Genomic DNA, 15,597 nt, shown 5'->3' with positions numbered 1-15,597 from the left:
GCCCCGGTACGCTTCAGGTATGAGTGCTGTTCCTCGTTCCGGCAAGCCGGTGGGCCGGTTGCGGCGCATGTTCGACCGGCTCTCCTCCTCGCAGGAGGACCTGGAGTCGGAGGAGCTGCGGGAAGACGCCGCCACCACCGGCTGTACACGCATCGGTGACTGCCAGGACCGCCAGATCGTGACGGTTACTGGTACCTTGCGCACGGTCACGCTGCGACCACGCGCCGGAGTCCCGGCGCTGGAGGCCGAGTTGTTCGACGGCTCCGCCGCCTTGGACGTGGTGTGGTTGGGCAGGCGTTCCATCACGGGTATAGAACCGGGGCGCAAGCTCATCGCATCGGGCCGGATCTCCCTGAGCCGGGGCCGCCGGGTGCTGTTCAATCCCAAGTACGAACTGCGACCCCTCGGACGGGAGTAGCCGGTGACGTCCCTCGACAAGCCGACCGAAGACACGGAAGCGGACGCCAGAGCGGTGACGGAGGCCGCCCTCTTCGAAGCCTTCGGCGGCGTGCGGGGCATGATCGAGACGGTCCTGCCGGGTCTCCTCTTCGTCACGATCTTCACGATCAACAACGACCTGCACCTGTCGGCGATCGCCGCGCTGGCGGTGTCGCTGGTGCTGGTCGTGGTCCGCCTGGTGATGAAGGACACCGTCAAGCACGCCTTCAGCGGCGTCTTCGGTGTCGCCTTCGGCGTGGTCTTCGCGATGATGACCGACAACGCGAAGAACTTCTATCTCCCGGGCATGCTCTACACCCTCGGCCTGGGGCTGGCGTACATCGTCACCACGCTGGCCGGGGTGCCGCTGATCGGTCTGATCCTCGGCCCGGTCTTCAAGGAGAACCTCTCCTGGCGCACCCGCAACCCGGGCCGCAAGAAGGCGTACGCCAAGGCCAGTTACGCCTGGGGCCTGATCCTGCTCGCCAAGTGCGCGATCCTCTTCCCGCTGTACTGGTGGGCGGACACCGAGTCGCTGGGCTGGGTCCTGGTCGCCCTGAAGATCCCGCCGTTCCTGCTCGCCGTCTGGCTGACCTGGGTCTTCCTGGCCAAGGCGCCCGCGCCGATCGACGTCTTCGCGGAGATGGAGGCGGCGGAGCGGGCGGAGCAGCAGGCCGCCGAGGGGGAGCCGGCGGGCCCGGCCGGGGAGCCTGCGGGCGGTGCCGGGGAGCTTGCGGGCGGTGTCGGAGAGCCTGCGGGCGGTGCCGGGGAGCCTGCGGGCGGTGCCGGGGAGCCCCGGTCCGCCCGGCACCGCAAGCCCTGAGCCGGTGAAGCCCCCGGGGACGGCGTCCCCGGGGGCCACGCGGTCAGTCGTCGGCGCCGCCCCGCCGCGCCGACAGCAGGTCCTCCAGTTGCTCCTCGCGGGCCTGCGCCGCCACGAACAGCAGCTCGTCGCCCGGCTCCAGCGAGTCCTCCGGGGACGGCGCCATCACCCGCGTACCGCGGATGATCGTGACCAGGGACGTGTCCTCCGGCCACGCCACGTCGCCGACCTGGGTGCCGGCCAGCGCCGACTCCTCGGGCAGCGTCAGCTCCACGAGGTTGGCGTCGCCGTGGCTGAAGCGCAGCAGCCGGACCAGGTCGCCGACGCTCACCGCCTCCTCGACCAGGGCGGACATCAGCCGCGGGGTGGAGACGGCGACGTCGACGCCCCACGACTCGTTGAACAGCCACTCGTTCTTGGGGTTGTTCACCCGGGCGACGACGCGCGGAACGCCGTACTCCGTCTTGGCCAGCAGGGAGACCACGAGGTTCACCTTGTCGTCGCCGGTCGCGGCGATGACGACGTTGCAGCGCTGGAGCGCGGCCTCGTCCAGGGACGTGATCTCGCAGGCGTCGGCGAGCAGCCACTCGGCCAGCGGGACGCGCTCGACCGAGATGGCGGTCGGCGCCTTGTCGATGAGCAGGACCTCGTGGCCGTTCTCCAGCAGTTCGCCCGCGATCGAGCGGCCGACCGCGCCGGCTCCGGCAATGGCGACCCTCATCAGTGACCGCCCTCCTCTTCGGGACCCTTGGCGAACGCCGCCTCGACCTTGTCGACCTCGTCGGTGCGCATCATCACGTGCACCAGGTCGCCCTCCTGCAGCACCGTCTGCGAGCTGGGCAGGATCGCCTCCCCGAGCCGGGTGAGGAACGCCACCCGCACACCGGTCTCGTCCTGGAGCCGGCTGACCTTGTGGCCGACCCAGGAGGCGGCGGTGTGCACCTCGGCCAACTGGACGCCGCCGGTCGGGTCGCGCCACAGCGGCTCGGCGCCCGAGGGCAGCAGCCGGCGCAGCATCTGGTCGGCCGTCCAGCGGACGGTGGCCACGGTGGGGATGCCCAGGCGCTGGTAGACCTCGGCGCGGCGGGGGTCGTAGATGCGCGCGGCGACGTGCTCGACGGCGAACATCTCGCGGGCCACCCGGGCGGCGATGATGTTGGAGTTGTCACCGCTGGAGACGGCGGCGAAGGCGCCGGCCTCCTCGATGCCCGCCTCGCGCAGCGTGTCCTGGTCGAAGCCGACGCCGGTGACCCTGCGACCGCCGAACGAGGAGCCCAGGCGGCGGAAGGCGGTGGGGTCCTGGTCGATCACGGCGACCGTGTGCCCCTGCTGTTCCAGGCTCTGGGCGAGAGCGGAGCCCACTCGGCCGCAGCCCATGATGACAATGTGCATCGTGTCACACCGCGCTTCCTGCAGGCTCGGTGACCTTGCTGGCTGTCGTGCTCATGTCTCTCTTTCGGCTCGCCGGCGACAGGTCGCGGCCAGCGTGCGGGCCGCAGGGGAACATCATGCCGGTGCCGGCCGGGCCTGACTCCTCCCGGGTGCCCGGACGCCCGGCGCGGGCACGTCCTCGCCCCGTCGGCCTCGCCCCCGCCGCCCCCCGTCGGTCTCACCCCCCGGCCGAGGAGCGGCGGCGGCCGATGCTGCGGATGCTGGCAAGTGTCAGGAATCCGAGGCCGACGAGCGCGGCGGCGGCGCCGATCAGCTCTGCGAAGGGGGGCATGGGACCTCCTGAGGGCGGGCGGAAGGCGCGAGCGGGGCCGGTTCCGGCGGCCGGCGGCCGGGTTTTGTCATATAGGCATGCCACCTCGGTCACCTGCGGAATCCGTAGCCGCGCGGCCCGCCGATTTCACCCGGAGAGCAGAGGGACGCCGGATCGGGGGTGGCGGGTGGGCGACCCCCCGTTCGAACGCTTACGATCCTCTGTTGTGTCCAAACTGACCGACGTGCCCAAACGGATTCTGATCGGGCGCGCACTGCGCAGCGACCGGCTGGGTGAAACGCTTCTGCCGAAGCGCGTCGCCCTTCCCGTCTTCGCCTCCGACCCGCTGTCCTCCGTGGCGTACGCGCCCGGCGAGGTGCTGCTGGTCCTGTCCATCGCGGGCGTGTCGGCGTACCACTTCAGTCCCTGGATCGCCCTCGCGGTCGTCGTGCTGATGTTCACCGTGGTCGCCTCCTACCGGCAGAACGTGCACGCCTACCCGAGCGGCGGCGGCGACTACGAGGTCGCCACCACCAACCTCGGCCCCAAGGCGGGCCTGACCGTGGCCAGCGCGCTGCTCGTCGACTACGTGCTGACCGTCGCCGTCTCCATCGCCTCCGGCATCGAGAACCTCGGCTCCGCGATCCCGTTCGTCGTCGAGCACAAGGTCTTCTGCGCGGTCGCCGTCATCGTGCTGCTGACGCTGATGAACCTGCGCGGCGTCAAGGAGTCCGGCAAGCTCTTCGCGATCCCGACGTACGTCTTCGTCGCGGGCGTCTTCATCATGATCGCCTGGGGCGTGTTCCGCGGGCTCGTGCTCGGCGACCACATGCGCGCGCCGACCGCCGACTACCAGATCAAGCCCGAGCACCAGGGACTGGCCGGCTTCGCCCTGGTCTTCCTGCTGCTGCGGGCCTTCTCCTCCGGCTGCGCGGCGCTCACCGGCGTCGAGGCGATCTCCAACGGCGTCCCCGCCTTCCGCAAGCCCAAGTCCAAGAACGCGGCGACCACGCTGGCCATGATGGGCCTGCTCGCGGTCACCATGTTCTGCGGCATCATCGCGCTGGCCTCCGCCACCCGCGTCCGGATGGCCGAGAACCCGGCCGTCGACCTGATCCACAACGGTGCCGCGGTCGGCGCGGACTACGTCCAGAACCCGGTGATCTCCCAGGTCGCCGAGGCCGTCTTCGGCAAGGGCAGCTTCCTGTTCGTCGTGCTGGCCGCCGCCACCGCCCTGGTCCTCTTCCTCGCCGCGAACACCGCGTACAACGGCTTCCCGCTGCTCGGCTCGATCCTCGCCCAGGACCGCTACCTGCCCCGCCAGTTGCACACCCGCGGCGACCGCCTCGCGTTCTCCAACGGCATCGTGCTGCTGGCCGGCGCGGCCGTGCTGCTGGTCTGCATCTACGGCGCCGACTCCACCCGGCTGATCCAGCTCTACATCGTCGGCGTCTTCGTCTCCTTCACGCTCAGCCAGACCGGCATGGTCCGCCACTGGAACCGCCACCTGGCCACCGAGAAGGACCCGGCCAAGCGGCGCCACATGGTCCGCTCCCGGGCCATCAACGCCTTCGGCGCCTTCTTCACCGGCCTGGTCCTGGTCGTCGTGCTGGTCACGAAGTTCACCCACGGCGCCTGGGTCGCGCTGCTCGGCATGTGCATCTTCTACGCCACGATGACCGCGATCCGTAAGCACTACGACCGGGTCGCCGAGGAGATCGCCGCCCCCGACACCCCCGACGACGACATGGTGCGGCCCTCCCGCGTCCACTCCGTCGTCCTCGTCTCCAAGATCCACCGCCCGGCACTGCGCGCCCTGTCCTACGCCAAGCTGCTGCGCTCGGGCAGCCTGGAGGCGCTCAGCGTCAACGTCGACCCGACGGAGACCAAGGCGCTGCGCGACGAGTGGGAACGGCGCGGCATCGACGTACCCCTCAAGGTCCTGGACTCGCCCTACCGCGAGGTCACGCGGCCGGTCATCGAGTACGTCAAGAGCCTGCGCAAGGAGTCGCCGCGCGACGCGGTCTCCGTGATCATCCCCGAGTACGTGGTCGGCCACTGGTACGAGCACCTGCTGCACAACCAGAGCGCGCTGCGCCTCAAGGGCCGGCTGCTGTTCACCCCGGGCGTGATGGTGACCTCGGTGCCGTACCAGCTCCAGTCTTCCGAGGCGGCCAAGCGGCGGGCCCGCAGGCAGCAGGAGTGGAACGCGCCCGGCGCGGTCCGGCGCGGTCCGGCGCACCACCACCACCTCCACCACCACGACCGGACGAAGGAGCCCTCGGACCCGACGTAGACTGGACGGCTGTTGTCCTTTGTCGTCCCGTTCTCGTTACTGGAGTCACCCCGCCATGCAGGCAGAACCGAAGACGTCGCTGGTCGGGGAGGAGTACGAGGTCGAGATCGGCCCCGTCGCCCACGGCGGCCACTGCATCGCCCGTACGTCCGAGGGGCAGGTGCTCTTCGTCCGGCACGCGCTGCCCGGCGAGCGGGTCGTGGCCCGCGTCACCGAGGGCGAGGAGGGGGCCCGCTTCCTGCGCGCGGACGCGGTCGAGATCCTCGCCGCCTCCAAGGACCGGGTCGAGGCGCCCTGCCCCTTCGCCGGCCCCGGCCGTTGCGGCGGCTGCGACTGGCAGCACGCCAAGCCGGGCGCCCAGCGCCGCCTGAAGGGCGAGGTGATCGCCGAGCAGTTGCGGCGGCTCGCGGGGCTGACGCCCGAGGAGGCGGGCTGGGACGGCACGGTGATGCCCGCCGAGGGCGACAAGGTGCCGGCCGGCGAGGTCCCGTCGTGGCGCACGCGCGTGCAGTACGCCGTCGACGCCGACGGCAACGCGGGGCTGCGCAAGCACCGCTCGCACGAGGTGCAGCCGATCGACCACTGCATGATCGCGGCGCCCGGGGTCAGCGAGCTGGGCATCGAGAAGCGCGACTGGGCGGGCATGGCCTCGGTCGAGGCGATCGCGGCCAGCGGTTCCCAGGACCGGCAGGTGATCCTCACGCCCGAGCCGGGCGCGCGGTTGCCCCTGGTGGAACTGGACCGCCCGGTCTCGGTGCTGCGGGTCGGCGAGAAGGACGGGGGCGTGCACCGCGTCCACGGCCGCCCCTTCGTCCGCGAACGCGCCGACGGCCGCACCTACCGGGTCGGCAACGGCGGCTTCTGGCAGGTCCACCCCAAGGCGGCCGACACCCTGGTGACCGCGGTCATGCAGGGCCTGCTGCCCCGCAAGGGCGACATGGCCCTCGACCTGTACTGCGGAGCCGGCCTCTTCGCGGGCGCGCTGGCCGACCGGGTCGGCGAGACGGGCGCGGTCCTCGGCATCGAGTCCGGCAAGCGCGCCGTCGAGGACGCGCGGCACAACCTCGCCGACTTCGACCGGGTCCGCGTCGAACAGGGCAAGGTCGAGGCGGTCCTGCCGCGCACCGGCATCTCCGAGGTCGACCTCGTGGTCCTCGACCCGCCCCGCGCGGGCGCCGGCCGCAAGACGGTCGCCCACCTCACGTCCCTGAACGCCCGCCGCATCGCCTACGTGGCCTGCGACCCGGCGGCACTGGCCCGGGACCTGGGGTACTTCCGGGAGGGGGGGTACCGGGTGCGGACGCTTCGGGCGTTCGATCTGTTTCCGATGACGCATCATGTGGAGTGCGTCGCCATCCTCGAACCGGCCGCTAAGGGCTCCTGACCTGCGGTTGCAGGGTGTGGCGGGGGTCGTACGCGAGTCCGGAGCAGGGCCGCGTTGCTCGGTCGGCGTTGGGCGAGTGGGGCCGGTGGGTTGCCGTCGTTCGCGACGCGTCGGCGTGACTGTCGCCCACGAGGGACAGCCGGCAGCCGGCTCCGGGCGCTTCAGCCGCCGATGGGCGTGACCCCTGTGGGAGCCGGGACCAGTCGGAACCCGCCGTTCTCGCGCAGCACGTGTCCGGCGGTCGGCGGCGGGAAGTGGCTCCCGAGCAGGAGAGTTGACGTACCGGCCAGTGAGCCGAGCACCTGGTTCCGGGTCCTGGCCGCGAGTCCGGGAGCGACGTCCACACAGCTGCAGAGCTCCGGATGCGCCATCTGGACCGGGTGGTGGATGCTGTCACCGGTGACCAGTGCGGTCTCGCCACGGCTGCTCAGTTCCACCGCCACCTGTCCCGGTGTGTGGCCGGGGGTGGGCAGCAGACGGATGCCCGGCGCGACGTCCGTGCCCTCGTCCGCGACATCGATGAGGTCGAGCAGACCTGCTTCCCGGACGGGATGGACCGAGTCCCGGAACATCTGCCGACGCGCCTCCTCCATGTCGACACCCGCCCAGTAGTCCCACTCGGTGCGTGAGGTGAGATAGCGCGCGTTCGGGAAGGTGGGCACCCAGGCGTCGCCCTCGGCACGCGTGTTCCACCCCACGTGGTCGGCGTGGAGGTGGGTCAGGACCACGAGGTCAACGCTCTCCGGCGCGAAGCCCGCCGCCCGTAGCCGTGCTTCGTAGTCGCTGTTCAGGTTGTGCCAGGCGGGGTTGGCGCGCCGCTTGCCGTTCCCGATGCCGGTGTCCACCAGCACCCGCATGCCGTCCACCTCGACGGCGAAGCTGTGACTCGCCAGGCGCAGGACGCCTTGTTCGTCGGCGAATTCGGGGCTCAGCCAGGGAGTCCGGCTCACCAGGTCGGTGGTTGCCCCGGGCAGCAGCCACGGACCGGTCCCGGCGGGCAGGACCACTTCGTCGATGCGTCGGACGGTGTGGTTGCCCACCGTCCAGGAAGAGGCGGGGGGAGTGATGGACTTGGTCGTCTGCGATGAGGTGAACACGGCGACGTTCCTTACCTGTTACGAGTCGCGAGGACGGAGATGTCCGGAGCGGGTGTGTCGGATGAGGCGGATGTGCAGTTGCTCGTCACCGGGCGGGAGTGGGTGTCCGGGGACGGTGCCCGGCGTCGACTGCGCAGCGACGCGGCCAGCGTCGCGACCGCGACGGTCGCCAGTACGGCCACGCAGCCGGCGTAAACCAGTGCCGCCGCACGCAGCCCGAAGCCGGCGGTGAGGGCGCCGGCGCCGATGGCGGGCAGACTCATCGCCAGGTAGCTGAGTACGTAATAGGAGGCGAGCGTGCCGCCCTTCTCCCGGGCCGGGACCGAGCCGACGACCGCGCGCAGCGCACCCTGGGAGACGGCTCCGAAGCCGAACCCGGCCAGCGCCGCCCCGGCGAAGAGAAGCACGGGGCCGGCGAGATGGAGGGCCCCCAGGGTCAGGACGGCCGCCGGAATCACCGCGCAGCTCCCGAGAAGAGCGGAGACGTCGGCACGCGTCCTGCGCGTGAAGTACACCGTCGGGGCGGCGACGGCCGTCAGCGTGAAGAAGACCATGCCGCCGGCGCCTTCGGGTCCGCCGGGAGAGATGAGCCGCGTGAAGCCCGGTCCCAGGGACGAGTAGAAGCCGCCGAGTGCCCAGACGGCGACGACGCCGGCGCCGTTGAGCAGGAGAGCGTGCGCGGCCGCCGACGGCAGCGCCAGGTGGGGCCGCGTCGAGCGCAGTGCTCCGGGACGGCGGCGGACGGTCTCGGGCGTCGAGACGAGGGCGATGGCCTGCGCGGCGAACACGGCGATCAGGGCCGCGTACACCGTGATCGTCGGAACGGGGGCGAAGCGCACCATGAGGGTGGCTGCCAGGACGCCGGCCGCCATGCCCGTCACCGGCGCGATGCTGTTGGCCAGAGCGGGGCGGCCCGGCCGGGCGGGGTCTTCCAGGTCGAGGAGAGCCGCACCTGCTGCGCTGGTTGCCGCGCCGGTGGCGATGCCCTGCAGCAGGCGGGCGCCGATCAGGGTGGTCAGGCCGCCGGCCGTCGCGAACAGTGCCATGGAGGCGACCTGGACCGCGAGCGCGCCCAGCAGCACGGGGCGGCGTCCGACATGGTCGGAAAGGGTTCCGGTCGTCAGCAGTGCGATCAGGAGCGCCAGAGCGTAGGCGCTGAAGACCACGGTGATGTCGAGGGACGACAACTGCCACTGAGCCTGGTAGCGGGGGTACAGCGGGGTCGGCGCGCTGGACGCGGCGAGCAGCGCGATCAGGATCGAGGCGTGCAATGCGAACGGCAGGCGCCCGGATGGAGAGGTGCGGGGAGGCGCGAGGCCCGCGGGGACGCTCTGCATGAGGACCCTTCCCGTGCTAAAAGCGATTGGTTTGCTTTAAGCCACCGTAAGCCCTACGATCGGCTAAAGCAAACGAGTTGCTTTTACGGGGGTCGGAGGTCCTGTACCAGAACCGGCCCGTCGCGCCGCACAGATCCGGAAGGAAGCAATGACCAGCGAACTCACCCCCCAAGAGGCAGCCCGAGGGGCGCTGCGGGCGGGGCTCCCCCTCGGGGACGGCCGACACGAAGGAGTGGCCATGACGGCCAACTACATCCACTCCGTGATCAGCACGTTGCGCGAGCTCGATTTCGGCGAGACCCCTCCCGCGTCCTCCTACCGAGCCGGACAGGGGAACGCCGATGCAACCGTTTGAGCTGTCGCTGACCGAAGCCTCCCGCGCGGTGCGCACACGGGAGCTGTCCCCCGTCGAACTCACCGAATCGGTGCTCGCCCGTATCGCCGCCGTCGAAGGACGGCTGGGCGCCTACGTCACCGTCGCCGCCGACGCGGCCCTGGCCGCGGCGGTCCGCGCCGAACGGGAGATCTCCGGAAGCGGACCGCGCGGGCCGCTGCACGGGATTCCCATGGCGCTCAAGGATCTGATCGACGCGGAGGGGATACCCACCACGGCGAGTTCGCACGTCCGGGCCGGGCACGTGGCGGAACGCGACAGCCGGGTGGCCGAACGGCTCGGCGCCGCCGGGGCCGTCCTCCTGGGCAAGACGCACACGCACGAGTTCGCCTACGGCCTGACCACTCCGCAGACGAACAACGCCTGGGACCACAGCCGGGTCGCGGGCGGATCGAGCGGCGGCTCGGCGGTAGCTGTCGCCGCCGGCGGGGCGACGTTCGCCATGGGCACGGACACGGGCGGTTCCATCCGGGTCCCCGCTGCCCTGAACGGCGTGGTGGGCCTCAAGCCGACCTACGGCCTGGTCCCACGCACCGGCGTGACCTCGCTGTCCTGGTCCCTGGACCACGTGGGCCCTCTCACTCGCACCGTCCAGGACGCCGCGCTGGTGCTGTCGGCGACCGCCGGCCACGACCCGCGCGACCCGGCGAGCGTGTCCGGCCCGATGCCGGACCGCTTCCCGGGAGGCGACCTGCGGGGACTGAAGGTCGGCGTACCGCGGAACCACTACTTCGACCGGGTCACGCCCGAGGTCGAGGAGTCCGTACGCGGCGCGATCGAGCGGCTGGCGGAGCTGGGGGCGGAGCTGGTCGACGTCGAGATCCCGATGGCGCGTTACGTCCAGGCCGTTCAGTGGGGGCTGATGGTTCCCGAGGCCACCGCCTACCACGAGCGGTCGCTGCGGGCCACCCCCGACCTGTACGCGGCGGACGTTCGCATCCTGCTGGAGGCCGGCGAACTCACCTCCGCGGGCGACTACCTCCGCGCCCAGCGGGCCCGCACCATGATGCGAGACGCCTGGGCTCGCATGTTCCACGGAATCGACGTCCTCGCCGCGCCGACGGTGCCGATGACCGCCGTCGAGGCGGGGCAGGAAGCCGTCGAGTGGGCCGATGGCACGACCGAGGCCGTGTCGGACAGCTACGTCCGCCTCTGTGCCCCAGCCAACATCACCGGCGTCCCGGCCCTCACCCTGCCGGTCGGTCACGACCGCGCCGGACTGCCGATCGGTATGCAGCTGATGGCGCGCCCCTTCCACGACGCGACGGTGCTCCGTGTGGGCCGGGTCTACGAGGAGTCGGTGGCCGGCGCGGGGCGGCTTGCTCCCCTCGCTGCCTGAGGGAAGGCGGACGTTCCAGCCGGCATGTGGTCGCGTCGCCGCAGGGGCGTCCGCCGTGCTCGGGCGCCCGGATACGCAGCCCCGGGGCCGCCGACGCCGGCCACCGCCTAGAAGCAAGAAAGTCGCATTAAGGTGGATCGCATGAGTCCCAGGCCCATGGTCCGCCCCGGCGGGCGCAGCGCACGCGTGCAGGAGTCCGTCCATGCGGCGGTGCGTGAACTCGTAGCGGAGGTGGGCCGCGACGCGCTCACGGTCCCGATGGTGGCCACTCGGGCGGGCGTGACTCCCTCCACGATCTACCGTCGCTGGGGCGACCTGCAGGAACTCCTGTCCGACGTGGCCGTAGAACGACTGCGCCCGGAAACGGAACCGGCCGATCTCGGCAGCCTGCGGGCCGATCTCGACGCGTGGGCGGAACAGTTCGTCGACGAGATGGCCTCGCCGCCCGGACGCGCCTACATCCGGGATGCCCTGCTCGGCGACCCCCACGGAACCAATGCCGGTCAGTGTTCGGCGTATGCCGCGGAGCAGATCGACGTCGTGCTGGCCCGTGCGGCGCAGCGGGGGGAGCCGGTGCCCGAGACGGAACTGCTGATCGACCGTGTCGTGGCGCCGATCATGTACCGCATCCTCTTCCGCCCCGGCCGGCTGGACGCCGCATACGCACGCGAACTCGTGACGAACGCCGTGTACGCCCAGCAGGCCGAGGCCGGCGCTGGCCCCACCCAGGCCGCCGTCCCCCGGCGCTCGAAGAAGAAACCCGACAACTGACCACTTCGCTCATCGGGCGGTCTGGCCACTGGGCCGTGGAGGCCGAGCGGCTGGCTGTACCGGCAGGCAGGGGTGTGCCTTCACGTCAGCGGTGCGAGCGACCGCTTGGCTCCGTGCTCGCGGAGCCGGCGTTTCAGCGCGTGCGCTGGTTCCGACCGGAGCCTCGCATGTGCGTGCCCAGGTACACCAAGGCCGCGACCAGTACCACGATCCCGATGACGAACAGGTAGAACAGTCCTTTGGCGACGAAGCCGATGATGCCCAGCACGATCGCCGCGATGACGAGGAGGAGGAAAAGCGTCATGATGTGAGGCACCCCTTCGGTTCGGTGGAGTCGGTCAGCGGCGGGCGAGTTGCCTCTCACCGTTCGCGCCAGGCTGATAGGGCAGGCCGTAGTGCGCGAACACCGCCGCCTCGTCCTCGACGGGCAGCACATCGTCGGTGCCGATCGCCGGGCACTTCTTCACCAGCGCCCGGTCGTGGTCGACCCTGACGTAGCCCGGCCCCACGACCGCGCCGTCCAAGGGGACGAAGACCAGACGGCGGCGGGTGGGCAGTCCGACCTGAACGGTGACCATGGTGGGCTCGTCGGTGCTGGTGCTCACGTAGACAGCCTCCAGCGTGCCGATCTTGTGGCCGCCCGAGTCGACCACGTCGAGGGTGCGCCACTCACGGATATCCGCACTCCGGATCATTTGCCGGTTTCCCTTCGTACGACCGTGCGCTCGAAGAGGGCACGGCCTCAGGGTGCCCGGATCGTCCCTGAGGACACCTCCGATTGCGGGTCGGTGCGGACTGTGCCGTGGGACGGCCGGGTGCTGGAAACCCGGCTCTGGCGAGTGTCCCGGGCTCGCGCCCGTGTACTCGTCGTCGACCCGCCTGCTGAAGGGGTCTTCCGCAGGCACTGTCGCGGCCGTGGTGGAACAAAGAGCAGGCATCCCACCTGTAACGTGCCTCTCAGCCCTTTGGCCGGGCCCCAGCGGCCATCTCGCATCAGCCAACGGCCATACGCATCAGGGAGTCGGCGTGAGCGGATCTGAACCGGGTAGCGACGGTGGGCCGACGAGCCCCTCCGCGAGGGCCGCCGGTCGTAGGGCGGTGAGCCTGGCAGGGGTGCTGGCGGCGGCAGAGGCCGCCGCGCCGGTGGAGTCTCTCGACGTGGTCGCGCGGATGCTCGGTGAGCACCTCGGAGCTGTGTCGGTGTCGTTCCTGCTCACCGACTTCACCGGTGGTTCGGTCGTTCGACTGGGGACCGCGGGAAGCGTCGAGACCGACGAGCCCGCCCGGCGCATCACGCTGCGCGGCACCCTGTACGACGACGTGATCCGTACCCAGCAACCGCGCGTGGAGGACCTGGGCGAGGACGGGCGGGTGCGCGTGGTCGCCCCGGTGACCAACCGCGGCGATGCCATGGGGCTTCTCGAACTGTTCCTGCCCGCGGCACCGACCGCCGAGGTGATGCGGGAGATCGGCGAAAGCGCGCACGCCCTGGCCTACATCGTCATCGCGAACCGGTCCTTCACCGACGTCTATCAGTGGGGCCGCCGCACCAGTCCGCTGAGCCTGGCAGCGGAGATCCAGCATCGGCTGCTGCCGGCGTCGCTGGCGTGCGAGGCGGCGCAATTCGCGGTTGCCGGGGCGCTGGAACCGGCCGACCACGTCGGGGGTGACACCTTCGACTACACGATCGACCGGGACGCGGTGCAGCTCTCCGTCACCGACGCCATGGGCCACGACGTCGACGCCGCGCTCCTGGCCACCCTCGTCGTCGGTGCCCTGCGCCGGGCCCGGCGAGCGGGCGCCGACCTCGCCGAGCAGGCCCGCCAGGCCGACCGGGCCATGCGTGAACACAGCCAGAGCTACGTCACCGGGCAGTTGCTGCGCATCAGCCTGGTCGATGGCGGGACGGCGTTCATCAACGCCGGACACCCCTGGCCGTTGGTGATACGCGACGGCAAGGTGCGGGAGATCACTCCACTGATCGATCTGCCGTTCGGTTTCCAGGTGCCCCATACCTACCGGGTGCAGTCGTTGAATCTGCGGCCGGGCGACCGGCTGGTGATGCTGACGGACGGCATGCTGGAACGCAGAGCCGGCAGTGTCGATCTGCGGGCACTGATCGTCCGTACCCGCGCTCTGCATCCCCGCGAGGCCGCCCGCACTCTCGTGGCGGCAGTCGTCGACGCCAACCAGGGGCACCTGGAAGACGACGCGACTGTCATGTGCCTGGACTGGCACGGTCTCGACAGGGCCGGGCGGGACGCCGCCACGGGTGCCGACCTCACCGATGCCTCTTCTCCGTCATGAACACGACGGACCGCTCCCGGGGGATGAACCGGAGCGTCCTGCGTAGTCGGTGCGCCCGGTTTCCGCGCGGGTGACGCGGAGTGCTGTGCCGCCGGTCGGGCGGCTGCGCCATCGGTCGGGCGCGGATGGCGCCGGGGCGCGCGCAGGGAACTGGGGTCGCGCTCGCTGGGCTTTCCGGCGTTGTGCCGATCATCGGCTCCGCTGTCGACCCCGGGCACGGACGGGAGTTCGCGCAGTGGCCGGGGGAGGGACCCGGTGGGCCGACGGCCGCCGGCCGGCATGGGCGGAAGATCAGTCGCGCCTGGTCTCCAGGCCGGTGTGTTCGCTCGACCGGCTGGACTCCAGCCACGAACGGGCGGGCTCTGCCGCGCGGGTGGTGTCCACGGTGAGTTCGAGACGGGTGCCGCCCTCGTCGTTCGCCGGATAACTGCGCTGTTCGGTGGCGGCGAAGCAACGACGGAGGACTTCCGCCACCCGCCGTGCGTCCTCGGGCGACGCGGAGACGATGTGAACCTCGGCATACCCGGCCGAGGGTGCTTCCTGGGACTCCATGACGACCTCACTGCGCGGCTGGATGCGATCGGATCAGAGCGCCGATCACTCTAGTCGCACAGATCACCCGCCTCGGACCTCGACGCATCCGCTCGGACCGGGTGGTGCGAACGACACCGTGTGTTCCCGCAGGCCCGGGAGCGAGTGCCGCCGCCCGTGTCCCCGCCGGTGCCGGGACCGGACGTCCGCGGGCCCGAAGCAGGGACACGTCGGACCGCACGTGAGCGACCGGGCTCCATGGGCACCGGCGGCAGACGGTCCGCGACCGCGCCGCCCTTCGGGTGGTTCGGGGAGTACGGTGGGGAGTACCGAGAATCCTTGGGGCACCGGCATCCGATCCTGTGTCGTTTTCGGCGATCGAATACGCCGGGCCGGTCACGTCCGGTCCGGGGCAGGGTCCGCGTCATGACTGTGACCATCTCCCGCCCGACGACATCCGAAGGCCGGCCGGCCCCCTCCGGTCCGCGCCTCGCTCTCGCCCCGGCCGGCTCCGCGCCGGCACTGCTGGACGGCGCCTGGTGGCCGCGCTCCCGTGACCTCCACGCCGAACTGCCCGCACTGGCGGCCGTGCTCGATCCACTGTGGGGACGGATCACCCGGATCACGGTGAACCCCGCTCAGTGGCCGGTCGTACCGCACAAGGTCACCGTCGCCGGGCATGTGGTGAAGGTGGGCTGGTTCCGGGCCGAGCAGGACCCGCACGAGCTGCTGCTGCTCTCTTACCGCGTGGGCCGCTGGAACCTTCTGGTCGTCCCCCCGGCGACGGGTCCGGAGCGGGCCGCGTGGCTGATGGCCGCCGCGAGCGACCCCCGGCGCAGCGATTGCGCGAGCCGGCTCATGGCGGACGCCCCCCGGCCGGTGACCGAGGGCGACCGGACCGCGGAGGCGGCCTGGGAAGCCGAAGGCGGCCCCTGACCCTCAACTCCGGCCGCTCGCGCACCGGGCCGAACGGCCGGCGCCGTGCCGGCGGACCGGTCGAAGCGGGTGTCACGACCGTGGACGTCCTTGTGCGGTGGTCGCGCTTTCGGCGGTGACATCCGCCAGGGCGCGTTCCTCGTCCACCGGCTCGATTACCGGCACCGCCGACCGTGGCGCCGCATTCCACCCTCCGGCCCGGGACCGTCGCACGACGTTCCGGCTGCCGTGGAGGGGGTGCG

Annotated in this window: 16 protein-coding genes; 9 read left to right on the top strand and 7 right to left on the bottom strand. The window is 71.2% G+C overall.

What is annotated here, in order from left to right:
• The first annotated feature begins 19 nt into the window (after positions 1-19).
• A complete protein-coding gene (locus tag ACFY32_RS23635; protein ID WP_359200183.1) occupies positions 20-418 on the top strand; it encodes an OB-fold nucleic acid binding domain-containing protein in 399 nt (132 codons plus the stop codon).
• Between the two features lie 3 nt (positions 419-421).
• Entirely contained in the window at positions 422-1,261 is an 840-nt protein-coding gene (locus ACFY32_RS23630; RefSeq protein WP_390675180.1) for a DUF3159 domain-containing protein, read from the top strand.
• Between the two features lie 43 nt (positions 1,262-1,304).
• Here the strand turns inward: ACFY32_RS23630 and ACFY32_RS23625 are convergent, their stop codons facing one another.
• Positions 1,305-1,982 (bottom strand): TrkA family potassium uptake protein, encoded by a 678-nt coding sequence (locus ACFY32_RS23625; RefSeq protein WP_359200187.1) that lies wholly within the window; start codon positions 1,980-1,982, stop codon positions 1,305-1,307.
• Positions 1,982-2,653: a TrkA family potassium uptake protein gene (locus ACFY32_RS23620; RefSeq protein WP_190205552.1), complete on the bottom strand. Its 672-nt coding sequence runs from the start codon at positions 2,651-2,653 to the stop codon at positions 1,982-1,984. The genes ACFY32_RS23625 and ACFY32_RS23620 overlap by 1 nt, the downstream gene beginning before the upstream one ends.
• A 536-nt stretch (positions 2,654-3,189) precedes the next feature.
• Between ACFY32_RS23620 and ACFY32_RS23615 the strand changes: the two genes are divergently transcribed.
• Both ACFY32_RS23615 and ACFY32_RS23610 read left to right on the top strand, forming a co-directional pair.
• Positions 3,190-5,259 carry an APC family permease gene (locus ACFY32_RS23615; RefSeq protein ID WP_359200190.1) on the top strand — a complete coding sequence of 690 codons (2,070 nt, stop codon included), beginning with the start codon at positions 3,190-3,192 and terminating at the stop codon, positions 5,257-5,259.
• 55 nt (positions 5,260-5,314) lie between these two features.
• Positions 5,315-6,643 (top strand): class I SAM-dependent RNA methyltransferase, encoded by a 1,329-nt coding sequence (locus ACFY32_RS23610; protein ID WP_359200192.1) that lies wholly within the window; start codon positions 5,315-5,317, stop codon positions 6,641-6,643.
• A 161-nt stretch (positions 6,644-6,804) separates the two neighbouring features.
• Here the strand turns inward: ACFY32_RS23610 and ACFY32_RS23605 are convergent, their stop codons facing one another.
• Positions 6,805-7,740 (bottom strand): MBL fold metallo-hydrolase, encoded by a 936-nt coding sequence (locus ACFY32_RS23605; protein WP_359200194.1) that lies wholly within the window; start codon positions 7,738-7,740, stop codon positions 6,805-6,807.
• A gap of 11 nt (positions 7,741-7,751) precedes the next feature.
• A complete protein-coding gene (locus tag ACFY32_RS23600) occupies positions 7,752-9,077 on the bottom strand; it encodes an MFS transporter (RefSeq protein WP_390675179.1) in 1,326 nt (441 codons plus the stop codon).
• Between the two features lie 148 nt (positions 9,078-9,225).
• On the opposite strand from ACFY32_RS23600, the gene ACFY32_RS23595 reads away from it, so the two are divergent.
• The 3 genes from ACFY32_RS23595 to ACFY32_RS23585 all read left to right on the top strand — a co-directional run bounded on the left by ACFY32_RS23595 (position 9,226) and on the right by ACFY32_RS23585 (position 11,581).
• Positions 9,226-9,432: a hypothetical protein gene (locus tag ACFY32_RS23595; RefSeq protein ID WP_249626581.1), complete on the top strand. Its 207-nt coding sequence runs from the start codon at positions 9,226-9,228 to the stop codon at positions 9,430-9,432.
• Positions 9,419-10,810 (top strand): amidase, encoded by a 1,392-nt coding sequence (locus tag ACFY32_RS23590; protein ID WP_390675178.1) that lies wholly within the window; start codon positions 9,419-9,421, stop codon positions 10,808-10,810. The genes ACFY32_RS23595 and ACFY32_RS23590 overlap by 14 nt, the downstream gene beginning before the upstream one ends.
• 141 nt (positions 10,811-10,951) lie before the next feature.
• Positions 10,952-11,581 (top strand): TetR/AcrR family transcriptional regulator, encoded by a 630-nt coding sequence (locus tag ACFY32_RS23585; RefSeq protein WP_390675177.1) that lies wholly within the window; start codon positions 10,952-10,954, stop codon positions 11,579-11,581.
• 133 nt (positions 11,582-11,714) lie between these two features.
• Here the strand turns inward: ACFY32_RS23585 and ACFY32_RS23580 are convergent, their stop codons facing one another.
• Both ACFY32_RS23580 and ACFY32_RS23575 read right to left on the bottom strand, forming a co-directional pair.
• Positions 11,715-11,885 (bottom strand): hypothetical protein, encoded by a 171-nt coding sequence (locus ACFY32_RS23580; protein WP_359200203.1) that lies wholly within the window; start codon positions 11,883-11,885, stop codon positions 11,715-11,717.
• A 34-nt stretch (positions 11,886-11,919) separates the two neighbouring features.
• The gene (locus ACFY32_RS23575; RefSeq protein WP_359200205.1) at positions 11,920-12,276 is read right to left on the bottom strand and encodes a PRC-barrel domain-containing protein; all 357 of its coding nucleotides are present in this window, start codon (positions 12,274-12,276) and stop codon (positions 11,920-11,922) included.
• A gap of 403 nt (positions 12,277-12,679) precedes the next feature.
• Between ACFY32_RS23575 and ACFY32_RS23570 the strand changes: the two genes are divergently transcribed.
• Positions 12,680-13,888, top strand: coding sequence for a PP2C family protein-serine/threonine phosphatase (locus ACFY32_RS23570; protein WP_359200207.1), 1,209 nt, complete (start codon positions 12,680-12,682; stop codon positions 13,886-13,888).
• 291 nt (positions 13,889-14,179) lie between these two features.
• On the opposite strand, the gene ACFY32_RS23565 is transcribed toward ACFY32_RS23570, so the two are convergent.
• Positions 14,180-14,440 carry a hypothetical protein gene (locus ACFY32_RS23565; RefSeq protein ID WP_359200209.1) on the bottom strand — a complete coding sequence of 87 codons (261 nt, stop codon included), beginning with the start codon at positions 14,438-14,440 and terminating at the stop codon, positions 14,180-14,182.
• Between the two features lie 405 nt (positions 14,441-14,845).
• Here ACFY32_RS23565 and ACFY32_RS23560 point away from each other — a divergent pair, with 405 nt between their 5' ends.
• Positions 14,846-15,355 carry a DUF5994 family protein gene (locus tag ACFY32_RS23560; RefSeq protein WP_359200211.1) on the top strand — a complete coding sequence of 170 codons (510 nt, stop codon included), beginning with the start codon at positions 14,846-14,848 and terminating at the stop codon, positions 15,353-15,355.
• Positions 15,356-15,597: the final 242 nt, after the last annotated feature.

Source organism: Streptomyces sp. NPDC000134 (assembly GCF_042899225.1).
Taxonomy (GTDB): domain Bacteria; phylum Actinomycetota; class Actinomycetes; order Streptomycetales; family Streptomycetaceae; genus Streptomyces.
The sequence above is the reverse complement of the archived record's forward strand: the minus strand, read 5'-3'. Positions and strand labels throughout refer to the sequence as shown.

What these genes read in the sequence shown, in the direction of transcription:
- ACFY32_RS23600 (WP_390675179.1), bottom strand. Translation starts at nt 9,077, where the DNA reads ATGCAGAGCGTCCCCGCGGGCCTCGCGCCTCCCCGCACCTCTCCATCC.
- ACFY32_RS23635 (WP_359200183.1), top strand. Translation starts at nt 20, where the DNA reads ATGAGTGCTGTTCCTCGTTCCGGCAAGCCGGTGGGCCGGTTGCGGCGC.
- ACFY32_RS23565 (WP_359200209.1), bottom strand. Translation starts at nt 14,440, where the DNA reads ATGGAGTCCCAGGAAGCACCCTCGGCCGGGTATGCCGAGGTTCACATC.
- ACFY32_RS23575 (WP_359200205.1), bottom strand. Translation starts at nt 12,276, where the DNA reads ATGATCCGGAGTGCGGATATCCGTGAGTGGCGCACCCTCGACGTGGTC.
- ACFY32_RS23585 (WP_390675177.1), top strand. Translation starts at nt 10,952, where the DNA reads ATGAGTCCCAGGCCCATGGTCCGCCCCGGCGGGCGCAGCGCACGCGTG.
- ACFY32_RS23590 (WP_390675178.1), top strand. Translation starts at nt 9,419, where the DNA reads ATGCAACCGTTTGAGCTGTCGCTGACCGAAGCCTCCCGCGCGGTGCGC.
- ACFY32_RS23560 (WP_359200211.1), top strand. Translation starts at nt 14,846, where the DNA reads ATGACTGTGACCATCTCCCGCCCGACGACATCCGAAGGCCGGCCGGCC.
- ACFY32_RS23580 (WP_359200203.1), bottom strand. Translation starts at nt 11,885, where the DNA reads ATGACGCTTTTCCTCCTCCTCGTCATCGCGGCGATCGTGCTGGGCATC.
- ACFY32_RS23625 (WP_359200187.1), bottom strand. Translation starts at nt 1,982, where the DNA reads ATGAGGGTCGCCATTGCCGGAGCCGGCGCGGTCGGCCGCTCGATCGCG.
- ACFY32_RS23620 (WP_190205552.1), bottom strand. Translation starts at nt 2,653, where the DNA reads ATGCACATTGTCATCATGGGCTGCGGCCGAGTGGGCTCCGCTCTCGCC.
- ACFY32_RS23610 (WP_359200192.1), top strand. Translation starts at nt 5,315, where the DNA reads ATGCAGGCAGAACCGAAGACGTCGCTGGTCGGGGAGGAGTACGAGGTC.
- ACFY32_RS23595 (WP_249626581.1), top strand. Translation starts at nt 9,226, where the DNA reads ATGACCAGCGAACTCACCCCCCAAGAGGCAGCCCGAGGGGCGCTGCGG.